Origin of the sequence: Kitasatospora sp. NPDC057965 (genome assembly GCF_042887135.1) — a bacterium.
Taxonomy (GTDB): domain Bacteria; phylum Actinomycetota; class Actinomycetes; order Streptomycetales; family Streptomycetaceae; genus Kitasatospora.
Window position 1 is genome coordinate 1 of record NZ_JBHVPZ010000006.1, and the last position, 15371, is coordinate 15371.

The window sequence follows — 15371 nt, forward strand, 5'->3', positions numbered from 1 at the left end:
AGCACGAGGCCGCAGGTGTCCACGAGCAGGTGCCGCTTGCGGCCCCGGACTCGCTTGCCCGCGTCGTAGCCGATCGCCGCGCCGCCCTGGTGACTGCGGGCCGACTGCGAGTCCAGGATCGCCGCCGAGGGCTGTGGATCCCGCCCGTCCGCCACCCGCACACGGTCGCGCAGTGTCTCGTGGACCCGGTTCCACGTGCCGTCCGCCGTCCAGGCACGGAACCACCGGCACGGGGCGAGGTCGTGCGGCACCAGCCGCCACGCACACCCGCTGACCAACACGTACAACACGGTGTCCACAACCAGCCGACGCGGGAACTTCAGCCGACGGCCCGCCCTGCGCGGATCCCGAACCGGCAGCAACGGCTCGATCACCGCCCACTGAGCATCCGTCAACGACGAGTCGTAGGACGGCTTGCACACACAGACACACATAGCGGTGATCTTCGCGGACACCTCGACCGCGAAGATCACCGCCAGCTGATCACGCCATGCAGCCGATCAATTACCCAACACTTTCTCAGGGATGCGATGTCTGGCAGCCGCCTCACAGGTCCCCACCGTCGGCGTAGTTGACACCGCCAGGCAGGGCTCCGCCGACCGGATCCCACAGATCCACGAGTTGCTCTTCCAGATCCGGGGTTTCGATGTCCTGGTCCGGCGCGAGCAGCCTCTGGATGTCCGTGACGATCCGTGGAAGCAGCCGGAAGAGTCGCAGTCCGTCCCTGAAGCCACGGCGGGCCTCGGCCTCCGGGTGAGGAGACGCGTGTAGGGAGAACGCGAGCGGGATGGTGAGCTCGGCCTTGTAGAGGTCCGCGATGTCGTAGACGAAGGCCTGCTGGTTGCCGCTGTGGACGAAACCGAGCGCCGGTGAGCAGCCGAGGGCAAGGGTGGCGGCGTGGACGATGCCGTAGAGGCAGGTGTTGGCGGATGAGAGTGCGAGGTTGACGGGGTCCTGGGTGTCCCAGGAGTCGGGGTCGTAGTTCCGGCGGAAGCGGCCGATGCGGTACTGCTGGGCGAGTAGGCGGTAGTGGGCCTTGATGCGTTGGCCTTCGAGGCCGCGGAGCTTGTTGAGGTTGCTGCCGGGAGGCGCGGTGCCGTGTCCGAAGCGTTGTTCGTACATGGCCGTGGCGACCGTCAGGCGTGTGCTGTCGTCGGCCCGGGCCCGGGCTTGGCGTTCGAGCCAGACGGTGCTGAGGGAGTCGGGGACGGTGGCGGCGTAGCAGCGCACGCCGCCGGAGCCGGTGGCGACGACGGTGGTGCCGTGGCGGGCGAGGGTGGTCAGGGCACGGGCGGTGATGGAGGTACCGGGTCCGAGGAGGACGCAGCTGAGTGCGGCGGTCGGCAGGTAGACGGTTTCGGTGCCGTGCTGGGGGCTGGTGACTTCGGCGCAGACTCCGGTGTCGTCCTGGACGATGCGGACGATGTCGAGGTAGAGGAAGGACAGCGAATCGGCGATGCGGGGCAGCATCGCGACGGTGGGCGCGGCCAGTTTGCGGCGGGCGCCGTTGGGATCGGGACGTCGGGCAGCTGCGGTCACTGGTCGTCCCGGTGGGGGGCGAGGCTGAGCAGCCCGCAGCCGTAGGCCTTGCCCTTGCCGATCCCGGCGGTCAGGCGGGTGCGCAGGAGAACGGGGTCGGTGATGCGGGCGGTGCCTTCGAACAGGACGCGGTCGTGCTTGATGCGGTGCTGGTCGCTGCGGCGGGTACCACGGGCGGCGTCGAGGGGTTCGGAGCGCAGGGCGGTGAGCTGCAGGCCGGCAGTGCCGGCCTGGCGGGTCCACCAGTCGTCGGCGGCGGCTCCGCGCAGCGGGACGACCGGGCTCAGGTTGTAGAGCTCGCGGGTGGTGTGGCCGGGCTTGCGGATGGGGTTGGCGGCGATGCGGTAGCGCACGGCGAGGCCGGGGCGCATGGCGGTCAGGAGCGGGGCCAGGGACTTGGTGGTGCCGTGGCCGTAGCCGGAAGGCAGCCGGGTGAGGTCGGGCTGCACGCTGCTCTGCAGGAGGATCTGGTGGCCGCTGTCGGCCGTGGCCTCGGTGCGGAACAGGACGCCGAGGTCCTGGCGGGCGGCGGTGGTGGTGACGTGGTCGGGGAAGAGCGCCATGAGGCGGTGGTGGAGGTCGACGGCGTTGGTGCCGTCGCGGCGTGCCTCGCGGCTGCGCTGGTCGGGGATGATGCGGGTCAGCCACAGGCTCATGGACGGGTGCTTTCGGGGCGGCGCCGGTCGGCGGTGCGGTCGAGGTGGTCACCGAGGGCGGTGAGGTAGGCGGTGCCGAGGCCGGCGCACCGGTCGGCGGGAAGGGTGAGGGTGCGCTGGTAGCGGGGGCGGGCGCGGTAGGCGCGGTGGCGGGGGTGGAAGGTGGACGGTTCGTCGGTGACCTGCCCGGCCGGGTGTGTCCCGTCGCCGCCGGCACCGCCGGGGTTGTCGGTGGTGCTGAGGGTGGTGAGCGGGCGGTCGCTGTGGAAGACGACGTCGACGCTTCCGGTGTTGGCGGGCCGGCGGCGGGCGATCGGCAAGCGGACGAGGTGCTGGGTGGCGTCGTCGAACAGGCCGAGCAGCAGCGGGCCCTCGGGCGGGCAGGAACGGCGGCCGAGGAACGGCGGCCAGTGGGGCGCGGCGATCTTTCGTTTCGTCCGCGGACCTGGACTGCACCGCGGACGCTGGCGCTGATGACAAGAAGCACCTACCCCTTCCCTACCCTGACTGAGCAGCTGACCTGCACAGCCACAGCAGTCCCCGGTGGGCCTCCGCCCGGAGGCCCACCGGGTCCACCCCAGATCGAGTGGCCTCCGCCCGAGGCCAACCCCTCAAAAAGACGCGGCACGAGATCCGGAGACACCACGATGATCCACTCCCGCTTGTCCAGAGCGCTCGCAGCGGTCCTGTGCTTCACCGTCCTGGTGGTGCTCAGCCTCTACTGGGTCGGAAAGCTGTCCACTTCCTCCCTTCCGGGAACCTCGGCCCAGGCCGGAGCCGGGGGGGTGCTCGCCATGGCGACGATAGGTCTCTTTCGCTATCTGGCATACCTCGTCCGTACGGGACGGGACGACGGCAAGGAACCGGGGCTCCGAACGCACCCGGTCCGCAGCCCGGCTCTGGTCGGCATCCGATCGGCCCGGCAAGTCCCCCGGGCGAGGGGAATTGGCGACGTTCTCTGGTGAATCGGTTCTGGGCCTGGAATCGGGCCCTGGGTGGGGAGCGGCGCCCGACGCGAACCCAGAAGTGGGTGGCCCGACACCCGATCGGCACCGGCCTCTGTGCCGCTGTGCCCTTCACTCTCTTCCTCTTGTCGCTGTCGCGAGAGGAGGAGCTAAACGATCCCCTGTTCGCTGTGACATCCGGGTTGTTCCTGGGGTTTGTCTTCGTTCTCACGGCGATCTCGGAACGGGTCCGGCAGCATCACCTCAAGCGTCTGGGAATATGGGACGGATCTTGAAAAAGCCGGGCCCGAAGAAATGGCTTGTCCTTAGCGCCGGTTGGTCGAATGTACGTCGGCCGGCTTTGGCGGGTCCCTCTCAAGGACTCAGTGGGGCCGGGCGCCTCCGGCGCCCGGCCCCACCCCTTTAGGGCATCTGATCAACTTTTAGGCAGCTATGTCAGTTTCACCTGGATCAATTCGCCAGGTTGGGGGTGGATTCTCCGGCGAGTTCTCGGCTCATTTTGTTAGCCATGGCCCAGTGGACCATGGCGCGGGATATTGTGGCAGTGCTTCGTAGTCGTGGGCCAGGCGGCGGTGCTGCATCGGCCAGCCAAAGGTCCGCTCGATCACCCAACGCTTTGGCAGGACCTGAAATCCGATGGGGGTCGGGCGTTTGACGACCTCCACGTCGATTCCCAGGGCAGCTCCATGATTGATCACGGTGTTGTTGTACCCGCCGTCGACCCAGACCTTTACCACCGCCGTGGCGACGGCGGCATCTCACAGCACCGCCTCTGGCAGCCCGCGAACAAGAACGGAAAGAAGTGGTGAGATGACGTACGACAGGGAACCGGTGCAATCGGTTGCCTTCCCGTGCGTGCTGGTCGACGATGACGACTGGATGATTCCCTGCGAATCCCCGGACGAAATCCGATTGGCGTCCGAGCCGGCGTTCGTCAGCGACATCAGGGACGCCTTCGACGCCACGGGCAGGCTCCTGAGGCTGTTCGCGACAGGTCCGAAGGAGAACGACGTCGCCTTCGAGCTCGCCGGTCCAGCAGATCCCGACCGGTTCCGCAGGTGCGTGGAAGCCTACTTCTACCACTGGACGGAGGCCTCACCTCCTGCGTTCACTGCCGACCTGGCCGGGTACGCCGTCGCCGTCGTGACCGCGGCGCACGTCACCCGGTCAGGAGACGGAAACGGAAGCACACGAAGAGGTGATCCGACCGGAGTAGTCGACCGGCCGGACCGTCCTGACCTACCGGGCCCTCCAGCAGAACCCGGTACCTCGACCGGACCCGAACCCGGCGCCGGCCCGGATCGAAATCCACGGCGCGGACATGGACATCCTGCGCAGCGCTCTCGCTTCCTCGGAGGCCGGCGCACTTCCCGGGGTCGACGTCCCGGCCCTGCGGACGGCGCTGGCTGGCGCCAGGCCGGTGTCCGGCTCCTTGCGGCACACCATGAACCCGACCGACGACGAGCTGGCGGCGGTGCACTCCGTTCTCCACCTGGAGTCCCTGGTCCGGGACGCCACCGGCTACCACCACCTCCTGCGCCAGCTACCAGTCGGCTTCACCGGACGGACCGCTCAGGAAAGGGCGGCACGCGGACCGGCCGTGAGCCGCACCTGAGGATCACACCACCCGGCATTGCACACGACGGAGGGGGCCGGCACGGGGTGGTTCTGGGACAGCCCGGAGATCGAGGTCGAAGGGGTCGTTGCCGACCACGTGGTCTACGACGTCGCCTTCGACGAGTACAACAGGGTCTTCATCGACCCCGACCACGGCAACATCGAGGTGTACGTCGACGGCGCGGTCGTCGACCGCTACATCTACCCCGCCTCTACCCCACCTACATCGACGGCAACGGCCGGCTCAAGGTCGACCTTGACGGCGAGTACTGACCACGTGCGATCTCTGGGCGAGGGCGGCTTCGGCGGCGTCGGAGCGGAAGACGCGCAGCGGGGCCGGCTGATCACCTACACGTAGCAGCCGGGATCGGGAGCGGCCGATGGTCCGTTGACTGTACTGACCGCTCCCGGGCCCGGCCGGTCCCCGGTGGTTCAGTTCCCGTCCCTGTTCCAGTTCAGGAAGTGTTGTCCGTGAAAGCCAGATTCCTCTTGGTCTTCATCGTCTTCGGCGCGCTCGGTGTGGCCGTCGCCGCGGCCCTCAGGTACCTGGGCCTGGTCACCGCCTCGTCACCGCTCGGCATGATCTGGGCGTTCATCACCATCGTCGGAACCGTGCGGTACATACGCTCCGATCTCGATCGGAAGTGAGCTACCGGCATCTCTCGGCCGATCTTCGGAGGAACGAGCTACCCGTGAACCGATACGGGAAGGCCGCCCTGGCGGCGCTCGGCCTGTTGATGTTCTTCCTTGGCATGGTTGTGCTGCTCGGCCTGGTGCCTGCGGGCTCCTGGCCCGGGTCGGTGCTTCGGGCGGTGGGCTTCGGGCCGTTGATGGCCGCCGCGCTCGTGTGGGACGGCTACATCTCGAAAACCTTCCGCCGAAAGCTGTAGAGCAGGCACGGTGAGAGAGGGACCCACCCGGATTGACCGGATGGGCCCTCTGCTTCGGGGCCGATTGACAGGAGCGGACCGTAGACGGGACAGGGAACGAAAACCGGTCGTGACGCCAACCGGAGGCGCCGACGGTCCTCCACGACCGGTGGTTCGCTACCGAGTTCGTGGCGGTCCTGGCCGCCATCGGGGTGATCAGCTTTCGCAGCGTCGAGGACGCCTTTCGGAACCTGGGACCTGAGTACATGACAGCGGGTCAGCCAGGCGGAGCACCGACGCTCCGCCCGGCCGCCCGCAGAGTAACTAGAGGAAGAAAAGGGTCAACCGTGGATGGCGCAGGGAACAACGACGAGAAGGATGAGGATTCGGTCGACAGTCCGGGTCAGGATCTCTTCAGTAATCGGCGATTCCGCTTGGAATTCTTCGCGATCCTTATTGTTTTCGGAATCCTCAGCGTGTGGCTCCTGCCCGACGGCCAGAGCCTCACGGCTCTGCCGCTCGCGGGGCTCGTCGTCGGATGGCGCGGAGGAGTTCTGATGAAGAGGAATCGGAAGCCCTGATTCGTCCCCGCCCCGGGTCTCCAGGTGGTTGGTGGGGACACTGCTGGCGGCCGGCGGGAGGTTGAGGAGTCCTGCGGCCGGCCGGGTTCCCGGTACCTGGATGCGAGGGCCAACGCCGGGTAGCTCAGTCCAGGAGGAGGATCAGGTGACCACCCAGCCCTACCACTATGCGTCGTCCCCGCCCCGCGCGGCGCAGACCGCATCGGGGCCGACGACAGTGGGCCAGTGGTCGCGCAGGCCTCCGCCGGCGGTGCCGAGGGTCCAGCCGTGGGCGGCGACCAGGGCGAGGAACACCTCCGCGAGAAGCTCCGGCTCGCGCGGGCCACGTCGTACGGCAGTGGCCGGCCGGACCGCGCGGGCGGTCCGCAGGGCGGGCGTGTTGCCGTGGGTGCGGGCGGCCTGACGGGCGGCGCGCAGCGCGGTGCGGGCGAGATCGGCACCGGTGGTCGGGATCGGGGTCATCGGGCGTTCACCGCCTCGCGGACCAGCGTGGTGGCCGCGGTCGAGCGGATGCGGTCGGCGCGCTCGCGCAGCGCCCGTACGGTCTCCAGGCGCTCGAGGAGCAGGTACCGGGCGGTGGTGGTGCGGGCCTGCTTTCGGCAAGAACCCGAACGGTTCCTGCCGAGGCGCCAGCAAGGCCAAGGCGGCGGCGAAGTGGACCTGGGACAACCGGGGCAAGATCACCGCAGTCGCCGCTTTCGCGGCCTGCACCGTCGCCAGCGCCGTCGCCTGCGCCGTGGTCGGCACCGTTGCTTTCGCAGCGTCGGCGTCGACCCGGCTGTACAACTACGGCACGGGCGGTGAGTACTCGTTGAAGACCACCGCCAAGCTCGGCGTCGGACTCGGCATGGACTTCATCGGGTACTTACAAGTTGAGGGCCGTCCGCGGGGTGGGCATGTTTCGGTAGCTGCATGGTCTCGCTGGGCATGGCCGCGAACACCCGTCTCGGTCAGGCCCGACTCTTCCGGCAGACATTTGGATACACGTGGAGTATTACCAGATGGTAAGATCAATTCCAGCTCTCAGGAAGGATAAATTCCATGTGGCTGGCGGCAACTTTGACACCTCAAGGCATGCCGGTCGGGAGCTTTCTCATCCTTCTCGCTGTGCTCGGCGCCTGCGTTTGGAACGCGCTACGGATGACGGGAGAGCCGTGGTTCCGCTGGTTGCTGCCCAGCGGGTGCATCGTGTTCATCCTCGCGATCGCCACCGGCTTCGTGCCGCTGATCTTCGTGGCTTCAGGTCTCGCGGTGGCGGGGTACGGGCTGACCAAGCGCTGGCGCTGGAACAGGCGTTAGGGCTGTTGTGACCTGCGGCCGGAGACTCTGGGCCATAAGGGAACCGTTGCGATGGGACATCGGAGCGGTTCGCGCAAGCCGACCGCGCGGAAGCTTTGCCCAGTCTCGCAAAGACTGAGGGTCGTCCCGTAATTGATCTCCGGCGGACCCGGGGCGTGATCCGCCTGTGGGTGGGCTTCCTCTATGCAGACTGAAGGAGGTTGTGGAGGCGGGCGATGCCGAGCATGGCGTGGCGGACGCCGTCGCCCTTGAGGCGGCAGTCGCGGAGGATCTTCCAGGTCTTCATCCGGGCGAAGACGTGCTCGACGCGGGCACGGACCTGCTTGTGCTCACGGTTGTGCTCGGCTTGCCACTCGGTGAGCTCGCCGCCGCGCGGCCTCCGGTGCGGGATGACGACGCCGGTGCCCGGATAGCCGCCGTCGGCGATGGTCGTTGTCCGCCCGACGGCGGCCTTCGCGCCGGACTCCTCCCAAGCCTTGCAGTCGTTCCGGTTGCCAGGCAGGGGCTTGCCGACAGCGACGACCAGCCGAGTGTGGGCATCGATGACGACCTGGTGGTTGGTGGAGTACCGGTAGTTCTTCGACTGCTCGCCGATCGTGTGGTCGCGGGTGGGAACCAGGGTGCCGTCCACGATCAGCACGGTGCCTCTGCGAAACCGGCGCCGGGGCTTAAGCGCGAGCATGGGCCCGAGTGGTCGATGATCCGGCCAGCCGCAGACTTGGACACCCCGAACAGCGGCGCGAGCTGCCGCAACGTCAGATTCGTGCGCCAGTAGGCGGCGACCAGCAGGACCCGGTCCTCCAACGGCAGGCCCCACGGGCGGCCGCGGCGCACAATGTCGGCGCCCTCGCGGCGGAGCATCGTGACCAGCTTCTGGAAGTCACGCGGGCCCAGCCCCGTGAACGGGCCTATCCAGGTCGGCTCCGCCGCCGTGATCACACCAGCCACTCCAAGATCACGGCATTGGCGTGGTCGGGCCCGCGGGTCTGTCCACGGCCAGGACTCGGAGGTCACCGCTCCAGCTCTCGCAGCGGACACTGCCCGATAGAAAGTCCAACTCAAGCGCCACACGCCCTGTCGCCGGCTCCCATTCCTGCCGAACGTCGAGCACAACCTCGCCGAGGTGGGCCGCGAACGGGGTCTCGTCATGCACGGGCCGAACGTCGATCCAACCCCAATCGCCCATGTCGAACCCATCATCCGGCCCGGAGGACTCGACCATGAGGCACCAGTCCGTTCCGCTGGCGATGTTGGTGGACCTGCCTCGATCGTCGATCAGCCACACCTCGACCGGGCTGTCGCCAGGGTGCCCGTCGTCAATGTGCCACGACGCCAGCACCCCGACGAGCCGGCTACCGACCAAAGACAAGGGGTCGATGCCGGGTTCGTGCAGTGGGCAGGCCGGGTCCGAAAACTCCACCCGGGGACCGTACCGCGACCGTCAGCGCCGCCTCGCCTGCTTAAAACGGGACAGCCCTTAGAGTTGGAAGCGCAGCAAGCCGTACTGGAACATGAGCACCTGGCCCTGTGGCCGAACCAGCGGGACTAAAGAGGCGGCTCACGGGGTGGCCGTGCGTGTGACGTACGAACGAGGTCCTGAGTAGGCCCCGCTGGATCCGGCTTATGGTCGTTCTCCCTGCACCTGCGGGGGTCAGCCGCACGGGCAGCTGCTCCAGGAGCCACGGGGCGAGTCCTTCCCGCAGGCGCGGGGGTCAGTTGTTGCCGTCCTCGTACTCGGACCGGCGCTTGGGGCCCTCCCCGTAAACTTGGGGTCACCCGACGCGCCGTCCAGGCGCCCGTCATCTGCGACCGGGTCATCCTCGCGAGTGCGGAGCCAGTCGGACACCGACCTGGTGAACTCTCCCCCGGCTCTCCCGACCACGGGCGGGCCGGCCCCCGGCGAGCGGCACCAGCTCGCCGACGGCCGCGGCCACCATCCGAACAGACCCGTACCTCGTCACCACTAAGAACCCGCCAGCCCTTCCGCGGCGGCCGACCGCGAAAGCACAGCACAACCTCACCGACATCTGCCACGATGGGCGCTGCTCCTTGACACCTCAACAGGCCGGTGGCCAGCCTCGGCAGACTGGTCAAGAAGTGGCAAAGCCGTCAGAACGGTGCAGGTCGCGAAGGGTCCTCCCCGCAGGCGCGGGGGTCAGCCTGCTCCCACTGCGCGCGCTGGACCGACCCCGAGGTCCTCCCCGCAGGCGCGGGGGTCAGCCGCCGTGGTGCTGGCCACCCAGTACCACGGGTGGGTCCTCCCTGCAGGCGTGGGGGGTGACCCTGCGGCTGCCCGGTGCCTGTACAAGGAGGGCGACTGTTCCTGTTGACGACCTCGAATCTCTCGTGTCCCTGCCTGGCTCGGTTGGCGCTGGTGTCGGTGCTGCAGTACGCGGAGAATCTCACCGACCGGCAGGCCGCCGAGGCCGTCCGGTGTCGCCTGGACTGGAAATTACGGCCTGGGGCTGGAGCTGGACGATCCGGGCTTCGACTACTCGGTGCTGAGCGAGTTCCGTGACCGGATGGCCGAGGACGATCGGGCGGACCGGCTTTTGGCCGTAATGATCGATCGTCTGGCAGAGGCCAGGTTGGTCAAGCGACGCGGGCGTCAGCGGACCGACTCCACCCACGTCCTGGCGGCAGTGCGGCGCCTGGACCGGATCGAACTCGTCGGGGAAACCCTGCGGGTGGCCCTGGAGGAGGTGACCGCCGCCGACGAGGAATGGGTGTCCGCCCTGGTCACTGACGAGTGGGCCCGACGTTACGGCCGGCCAGTGCGCTATGACCGGCTGTCCAGGGAGAGCAAGGAACACGAGCAGTACGCGCTCAGAGTCGGCAAGGACGGCATGCGGCTGTTCCAGGCCCTCATCGCTCCCCACACCCCGGCCAGGCTCCGGCGCCTGCCGCAGGTGGAGGTGCTGCGGCAGGTCTCGGTCCAGCAGTACTGGTTCGACGAGCACGACGCTCTGCGATGGCGCGGGCCGAAGCAGACCCGCGACCGGCAGAGCCGACGCCATACCGCCCGCCGGACGACGTCCTCAGGAGCGGCCGCTGAGGGCAGACCCGATCCGGCCACGGCACGCGTCCCCTGGTCGTCGGTGGAGATCGTCTCTCCTCGCGATCCTCAGGCGCGCTTCAGCCACAAGCCCGGCAAGGCCGAGTGGGTCGGCTACAAAGACCACCAGACCGAAACCTGCGACGACGGCTTGCCCGGCTGAGTCGATGTCGCTGGTCCCCGTTACCCTCACCGGCAGGCCACAGCATCCGTGGTGGCGATGACGCGGCGTCCTGACGCCCGAACCCGATGAGGAGAGCCGGTGCGCGACTATCTCGCTGAGGTCTTCGCCATGCTTGGCCCTGGCGAACAGCGCTTCACCAGCCCCGATGCATGGGCCGAGTTGGAAGCCGAGATCGGCACGGACTTCCCCAAGGACTACAAGGCGGTCGTTGACGCCTACGCCCCGATGCAAATCAACGGGCACCTGTATCTCTCGCATCCGGCCACCGAGCGCTGGAACCTCGGGAAGGAGATCCGCGAGACCTCCCAGGTCTGGGCCGGGCTCGACTGGGACCGGGAGCACTGGCTGGAGCCGGAGGAGAACATCCGTGTCGTCCTCAACCTGCAGGAGGTGAGGTTCGGAACGAAGGACGGCCTGATCCCGATCACCAGCACCGATCGCGGCGAATACATCTTCCTGGCCCCGCTGCCCGACCGCACGGGACACCGGATCTGTGCGGTGGAGCACGACGGATCCTGGTACGAGTACCGGATGAGCTTCTCCGAGTGGCTCTACCGCTATCTGGCCGGCGAGGACATGGTCGGCCCGAACAGCTCCGCCTTCTACCCCGGCCCGGTGCTGCTTGAACGGCTTCCGATGTCGCCCGATGACCGCCCCGCACCGATGTACGGCACAGAGCGTGGCATGTGACTGGCCCAAGCGATTCGGCCTGACGACTAACGCCCGTTGAAGCGCTCATTCACAACGCTGGGGCGTCACTTCGGTGCCGTGAAGAGGGATTCCTGGGTGGTCTGAAAGCGGTATGACTCGGTGTCTGTCTGGATGAGGGTGCAGCGGAAGGGATCCGGTCGGCGAGGGCGGCGCAGAGGCGGGCGTCGCCGAAGGTCTTGTCCCACTCGGTGAACGGGGAGTTCGTCGCGACCGCGGTGGCCTTGCACTCCTCGCGCTCCGTGAAAATCTGGAACAGCAACCAGCGCCGAAGTGGTGGTGTAGCGAACCGACAGACCCGCCTCCGCGATCGCGGTGCCGATCCCGATCAACAGATGGGACTTGCCGGTGCCGGACTCCCCGATCAGTACCAGCGGGCGGCCCTCGCGGACCCAGCCGGGGGACTTCAGGTCGGCGACGACTTCCGGGGTGACGTTCGGGTTCTTGGTGAAGTCGAAGTCCTGCGACTATCTGGGGTCGGTGGCAGCGGCGACCGCATTTGCAGATCGTAGCGTTGCCGACGGCGTCCGCAACGTGGACGACGCTCTGGTTCAGGCGTCGAGGCTGGGCCTTGTCCAGAGCGTGATGTCGCTGCTGGTGGCAACGACGAGCGTGCGTCCGGAGGGGGAGAACCCGGCGGCTCGCAGTTCGGAGTAGTGGGCGTGGAAGATGTGCCACCACTTCTCACCGGCAGAACCACGGCAGAGTCCGCCATCAGCCGAGAGGAGGACGCGTTGGTGCGGCCAATCCGGGCTGACGACCTCAACGGTCCATCCGTCTTCGGTGGTGGAGTGGAGGCCGCCGCCGAACAGGCCGGCGATCCGGACCTCGGTGCCGGCGAGCGGTCCGAGTCCAGGGCAGGACAAGTCGGGGCCAGTTGGTGTGCTGTGATCCAAGTCGGGGTCGTGGTCGCGGGCGATTCGCTGGCCCGTGGAGGCGTTGAAAATGCCGTGGCCGCTGCTGGAGACGACCATCAGGAGGTCGTTTCCGCTGTCGGGGTCGACCCCGAAACCGACTCCGAGTAGCCCGCCGATGGGCGTTCGCCGTGCGGAGACGGGCTGCCAGGGGTGTGGTGCTGGGATGACGGGGGCAGCGAGGAAACGATCCCTCAGCTGCTGCTGGTATTCGGAGAGCATCGTGTCCTCAGGATGATGTCCCAGGCTCGGCCAGAGCAGCTTACTGGTGGTTCAGAATCAGCTCGTCGCGGACCAGGGCTGCCGTCATTCGTCGATGCGTTGAAGGATGTGCGTGAAGTCGCCGGTCTCGACCAGGCCGACGAGGACCTGGGCCATCTTGCTGATGCCGGCGTCGCGGACGATGAGGCCGTCCGAGCACGAGAAGTAGGCGCCGCCGAGGGCCTCCCCAGTCACCGCCCACCGCTCCATGTTGGTCTCCACCTGAGCAAGGGTGATGACGGTCGCACTCCACCGGGTTCCGTCGTTGAGGTCCACGAAGACGTCGATGTTGTCCACCGATTCCAAGTCCTCGCCGGCATTCGGCAGGAACGCCGCCTCGAAGTGCTCCGTGCAGACCCTGAACCAGGGCCCGTCCCATCTGCCCGTTTGTTTGTTGTGGCTCACCGGGCGAGTGTGCCGGGCTGACCCTCCAGCCTCAACTGCATTGTTCTGGCATGCTGCGGGGGTGCGGCGGCTGGCATGTCGTTCACCGGGGCACGTCGCCGCGCTCCCGGATCTGACGCTGGAGGCGGAGGATCTCGCCGTGGGCGGCGGCCAACCGTTGTTCGAGATCTTGGACGCGCTCACGGTGGTCGGCGCGTTCGCGGCGGAGGGCCTCGGTGAGGCTATGGATCACCGTGTCGTCGTCGGCTGCGGGCTCCTGTCGGAGGGGCCGATGGTCAGCCCGTTGCTGGCCTCGCAGGGTTGTCCTCCCCGCACCCGCGGGGATCAGCCGGCGTGCAGTGGTCTTTCTCCGGCCCGCCTTTGCCTGCGAAGCCTGGTCATCGCAGCCAGGGGAGCGTCTCGATGGACTCGATGTCACCCGCAGTGAGACGGCCGAGGAGACGGAGCGTCTCATCGCGGGTGACGTCACGCATCTCCCCAGGGCGCGGCACGTCGTCGTCGGGGTTCTCCCAGATCAGCAGGCCGTTGCTGAATACGCTGAGGCACCATCCGTTCTCGTGCGACAGTGAGACGTCGGGGTGCTCGTCATCGGCATCGGTGAGACCGTCCAGCACCCGCTCTATCATCGCCGGGTCAGGCTTTTCGACCGTCACACCCATGACGTCGTACATGAAGTAGCTCACTGACCCATTACCTCACACCCCGATCCATGGACACCGTCCGAAGCATGAACTGTCGCTGTTGCCTGTCACGATGGACCCGGTCCTTGACACCTCAATAGATTGGGCCGGATCAGCACGATCGGTTAAGTCCACCCCGCGGACGACGGTAGCGCGGTGCTGCGGCACACGCTTGCGATGACCATGCGCGGAGCGGCCAGGCTCACCTGGCCGCTCGCCTTCCGCTGGCTGCACGACGCCCTGCTTGAGGACAGCCTCGATCGGGCGGAGCGAGTCTGCGACAGCGAGCTTCGAACACCCGCAAATTGGAGCCGGTACGTCAGGCTGCTGCGCTTCCTGCGCCGCAGCTACCCCGACATCACGAGTTCAACCTAAGTAATTCTTGAGGATAAAATATACAAGCATTGCATCATTAGACAGTCTCCGGGGAGCGGCGGCACTCTGAGTGATACCCAAAATTGCTCGAAATATGGTCGTTGAAATCGGGGGTTGAAGTGGATTATCTGGAGAAACTGCGTGCAGTCATTGGCCCGGCGGGCGGTCCGGGCGTGGCAGCTGCGAACTGGCGAGAATTGGAGGGCGAGCTCGGTGTGACGCTTCCGGAAGATTTCAAGGTCCTCACGGAGTGGTATGCGCCGATCCGGATTGGCTGGTCGATTCGGATTTCTAACCCGGGGACGGTGAACTATAATCTCGGATCGCATATTCGCGAGACGGTGGCCGCCTATCAGGCGTGCTCGTTTTCGCTTGACAACTTCCCGGGTTTTTCGCGCACCCTCGGGTTCGGTGGCCCTGATGGCTTGATTCCGGTGTCCGGCACTGCGCACGGGGAAGAGGTCTTCCTCTTTAATGATCATTTGAGGGGGCGCTGGCAGATCGTCGTCTTTGTGGGGGCCGACCTCGAGTTCTATCAATATGACATGGGGTTTGCGGAGTGGCTCTACCGGTATCTCGTAGGCGAGGACATGGCAGGCCCCAATAGTGCTCAGGACTTTCCCAATCCTCTGCCCCTGACCAACCTTCTGGCGCCAGGGGGCACCGGTCCCGTAGAGCGGTGCGGGCCGCGCCGCCCTTACTGATCGTTTCAGAATGAGTTGAGCTGTGGGTCTTGCGCTCGACGATCTTGGTAGGCAGGGTGTCCGGGTGCGTTCTGATCTTGTTCCGGGCGACCTGTGGGAGCGGGTGGCTCCGCTGCTGCCACCCGCTCCCGAGCGGCGCTACCGCCATCCCGGGCGACTCCGTGTCCCGGACAGGGGCTGCCCTCGCGGGCGTCATGTACGTACTGCGAACCAATGTTGCCTCGCGCGACGTGCCCACCGAGACCGTGGACTGCTCCGGCGCCACGGCGTGGCACCGGCTGCGGGACTGGACCGAGGCCGGCGTCCGGCCTCGGCCGCACTCCGCCCTGCTGACCGAACTGGACCGCCGAATCCTCCCCCACCGGCGGGGGTCAGCCACTGCCCAGGACGACCAGGTCGACCGGCGCCAGGTCCTCCCCGCGCAGGCGGGGTTGATCTTTCGTCCGCCAACGGACCAAGGAGACCCGGCCCACCTGGAAGAAGCCGATAGCCCTGCCCCCGAGCCGGGGCGACTACGAAGTCCACGCGGTGTAGGCGCGAGCCGTCGGGGCCGGTGTCG

Annotated in this window: 20 protein-coding genes and 4 pseudogenes; 10 read left to right on the forward strand and 14 right to left on the reverse strand. The window is 67.3% G+C overall.

What is annotated here, in order from left to right; all coding sequences use genetic code 11:
* The 6 genes and pseudogenes from ACFVVU_RS08970 to ACFVVU_RS08995 all read right to left on the reverse strand — a co-directional run.
* Positions 1 to 434: transposase (locus ACFVVU_RS08970; protein WP_387789199.1), on the reverse strand; the 434-nt coding region annotated here is incomplete at its 3' end.
* A 112-nt stretch (positions 435 to 546) separates the two neighbouring features.
* Positions 547 to 1470: a type I-E CRISPR-associated endonuclease Cas1e gene (gene cas1e, locus ACFVVU_RS08975; RefSeq protein WP_387789201.1), complete on the reverse strand. Its 924-nt coding sequence runs from the start codon at positions 1468 to 1470 to the stop codon at positions 547 to 549.
* A 65-nt stretch (positions 1471 to 1535) separates the two neighbouring features.
* On the reverse strand, positions 1536 to 2195 hold the full coding sequence (gene cas6e / locus ACFVVU_RS08980) for a type I-E CRISPR-associated protein Cas6/Cse3/CasE (RefSeq protein WP_387788860.1): 660 nt from the start codon (positions 2193 to 2195) through the stop codon (positions 1536 to 1538).
* Positions 2192 to 2515 carry a hypothetical protein gene (locus ACFVVU_RS08985; protein ID WP_387788861.1) on the reverse strand — a complete coding sequence of 108 codons (324 nt, stop codon included), beginning with the start codon at positions 2513 to 2515 and terminating at the stop codon, positions 2192 to 2194. Before ACFVVU_RS08985 ends, cas6e begins: the two co-directional genes overlap by 4 nt.
* A 1095-nt stretch (positions 2516 to 3610) precedes the next feature.
* Positions 3611 to 3891 (reverse strand): annotated as a pseudogene (locus tag ACFVVU_RS08990) (transposase); the annotation flags it as partial.
* 27 nt (positions 3892 to 3918) lie between these two features.
* Positions 3919 to 4125: a hypothetical protein gene (locus ACFVVU_RS08995; RefSeq protein ID WP_387788862.1), complete on the reverse strand. Its 207-nt coding sequence runs from the start codon at positions 4123 to 4125 to the stop codon at positions 3919 to 3921.
* A 356-nt stretch (positions 4126 to 4481) separates the two neighbouring features.
* Here ACFVVU_RS08995 and ACFVVU_RS09000 point away from each other — a divergent pair, with 356 nt between their 5' ends.
* From ACFVVU_RS09000 to ACFVVU_RS09015, 4 genes are all read left to right on the forward strand, one after another.
* Positions 4482 to 4775 carry a hypothetical protein gene (locus ACFVVU_RS09000; RefSeq protein WP_387788863.1) on the forward strand — a complete coding sequence of 98 codons (294 nt, stop codon included), beginning with the start codon at positions 4482 to 4484 and terminating at the stop codon, positions 4773 to 4775.
* An 18-nt stretch (positions 4776 to 4793) separates the two neighbouring features.
* The gene (locus tag ACFVVU_RS09005; RefSeq protein ID WP_387788864.1) at positions 4794 to 5135 is read left to right on the forward strand and encodes a hypothetical protein; all 342 of its coding nucleotides are present in this window, start codon (positions 4794 to 4796) and stop codon (positions 5133 to 5135) included.
* A 113-nt stretch (positions 5136 to 5248) separates the two neighbouring features.
* Positions 5249 to 5425: a hypothetical protein gene (locus ACFVVU_RS09010; protein WP_387788865.1), complete on the forward strand. Its 177-nt coding sequence runs from the start codon at positions 5249 to 5251 to the stop codon at positions 5423 to 5425.
* A gap of 44 nt (positions 5426 to 5469) precedes the next feature.
* Positions 5470 to 5667, forward strand: coding sequence for a hypothetical protein (locus ACFVVU_RS09015; protein WP_387788866.1), 198 nt, complete (start codon positions 5470 to 5472; stop codon positions 5665 to 5667).
* Positions 5668 to 6392: 725 nt separating this feature from the next.
* On the opposite strand, the gene ACFVVU_RS09020 is transcribed toward ACFVVU_RS09015, so the two are convergent.
* Positions 6393 to 6689: a hypothetical protein gene (locus tag ACFVVU_RS09020; RefSeq protein ID WP_387788867.1), complete on the reverse strand. Its 297-nt coding sequence runs from the start codon at positions 6687 to 6689 to the stop codon at positions 6393 to 6395.
* Positions 6690 to 7268: 579 nt separating this feature from the next.
* On the opposite strand from ACFVVU_RS09020, the gene ACFVVU_RS09025 reads away from it, so the two are divergent.
* Positions 7269 to 7526: a hypothetical protein gene (locus tag ACFVVU_RS09025; protein WP_387788868.1), complete on the forward strand. Its 258-nt coding sequence runs from the start codon at positions 7269 to 7271 to the stop codon at positions 7524 to 7526.
* Positions 7527 to 7707: 181 nt separating this feature from the next.
* On the opposite strand, the pseudogene ACFVVU_RS09030 reads toward ACFVVU_RS09025, so the two are convergent.
* Positions 7708 to 8474 (reverse strand): annotated as a pseudogene (locus ACFVVU_RS09030) (transposase).
* 7 nt (positions 8475 to 8481) lie between these two features.
* Positions 8482 to 8946 carry a hypothetical protein gene (locus tag ACFVVU_RS09035; RefSeq protein ID WP_387788869.1) on the reverse strand — a complete coding sequence of 155 codons (465 nt, stop codon included), beginning with the start codon at positions 8944 to 8946 and terminating at the stop codon, positions 8482 to 8484.
* Between the two features lie 1102 nt (positions 8947 to 10048).
* Here ACFVVU_RS09035 and ACFVVU_RS09040 point away from each other — a divergent pair.
* Entirely contained in the window at positions 10049 to 10744 is a 696-nt protein-coding gene (locus ACFVVU_RS09040) for a hypothetical protein (protein WP_387788870.1), read from the forward strand.
* A 99-nt stretch (positions 10745 to 10843) separates the two neighbouring features.
* A complete protein-coding gene (locus ACFVVU_RS09045) occupies positions 10844 to 11455 on the forward strand; it encodes an SMI1/KNR4 family protein (RefSeq protein WP_387788871.1) in 612 nt (203 codons plus the stop codon).
* A gap of 49 nt (positions 11456 to 11504) precedes the next feature.
* Here the strand turns inward: ACFVVU_RS09045 and ACFVVU_RS09050 are convergent.
* From ACFVVU_RS09050 to ACFVVU_RS09070, 5 genes and pseudogenes are all read right to left on the reverse strand, one after another.
* A pseudogene (locus ACFVVU_RS09050) lies at positions 11505 to 11925 on the reverse strand (ATP-binding protein); the annotation flags it as partial.
* A gap of 99 nt (positions 11926 to 12024) precedes the next feature.
* On the reverse strand, positions 12025 to 12609 hold the full coding sequence (locus tag ACFVVU_RS09055; RefSeq protein ID WP_387788872.1) for a hypothetical protein: 585 nt from the start codon (positions 12607 to 12609) through the stop codon (positions 12025 to 12027).
* Positions 12610 to 12693: 84 nt separating this feature from the next.
* Positions 12694 to 13053: a hypothetical protein gene (locus ACFVVU_RS09060; RefSeq protein ID WP_387788873.1), complete on the reverse strand. Its 360-nt coding sequence runs from the start codon at positions 13051 to 13053 to the stop codon at positions 12694 to 12696.
* Positions 13054 to 13135: 82 nt separating this feature from the next.
* The gene (locus tag ACFVVU_RS09065) at positions 13136 to 13285 is read right to left on the reverse strand and encodes a hypothetical protein (protein ID WP_380688339.1); all 150 of its coding nucleotides are present in this window, start codon (positions 13283 to 13285) and stop codon (positions 13136 to 13138) included.
* Positions 13286 to 13430: 145 nt separating this feature from the next.
* The gene (locus ACFVVU_RS09070) at positions 13431 to 13736 is read right to left on the reverse strand and encodes a hypothetical protein (protein ID WP_387788874.1); all 306 of its coding nucleotides are present in this window, start codon (positions 13734 to 13736) and stop codon (positions 13431 to 13433) included.
* A gap of 153 nt (positions 13737 to 13889) precedes the next feature.
* Here ACFVVU_RS09070 and ACFVVU_RS09075 point away from each other — a divergent pair, with 153 nt between their 5' ends.
* The 3 genes and pseudogenes from ACFVVU_RS09075 to ACFVVU_RS09085 form a co-directional block, all read left to right on the forward strand.
* Complete coding sequence (locus ACFVVU_RS09075; RefSeq protein ID WP_387788875.1) at positions 13890 to 14108, forward strand: hypothetical protein; 219 nt, start codon at positions 13890 to 13892, stop codon at positions 14106 to 14108.
* Positions 14109 to 14227: 119 nt separating this feature from the next.
* Complete coding sequence (locus tag ACFVVU_RS09080; protein ID WP_387788876.1) at positions 14228 to 14812, forward strand: SMI1/KNR4 family protein; 585 nt, start codon at positions 14228 to 14230, stop codon at positions 14810 to 14812.
* Positions 14813 to 14834: 22 nt separating this feature from the next.
* Positions 14835 to 15279, forward strand: a pseudogene (locus ACFVVU_RS09085) (transposase); the annotation flags it as partial.
* Positions 15280 to 15371: the final 92 nt, after the last annotated feature.

What these genes read in the sequence shown, in the direction of transcription:
- cas1e (WP_387789201.1), bottom strand. Translation starts at nt 1,470, where the DNA reads ATGCTGCCCCGCATCGCCGATTCGCTGTCCTTCCTCTACCTCGACATC.
- ACFVVU_RS09055 (WP_387788872.1), bottom strand. Translation starts at nt 12,609, where the DNA reads ATGCTCTCCGAATACCAGCAGCAGCTGAGGGATCGTTTCCTCGCTGCC.
- cas6e (WP_387788860.1), bottom strand. Translation starts at nt 2,195, where the DNA reads ATGAGCCTGTGGCTGACCCGCATCATCCCCGACCAGCGCAGCCGCGAG.
- ACFVVU_RS09040 (WP_387788870.1), top strand. Translation starts at nt 10,049, where the DNA reads ATGGCCGAGGACGATCGGGCGGACCGGCTTTTGGCCGTAATGATCGAT.
- ACFVVU_RS09000 (WP_387788863.1), top strand. Translation starts at nt 4,482, where the DNA reads ATGGACATCCTGCGCAGCGCTCTCGCTTCCTCGGAGGCCGGCGCACTT.
- ACFVVU_RS09020 (WP_387788867.1), bottom strand. Translation starts at nt 6,689, where the DNA reads ATGACCCCGATCCCGACCACCGGTGCCGATCTCGCCCGCACCGCGCTG.
- ACFVVU_RS09025 (WP_387788868.1), top strand. Translation starts at nt 7,269, where the DNA reads ATGTGGCTGGCGGCAACTTTGACACCTCAAGGCATGCCGGTCGGGAGC.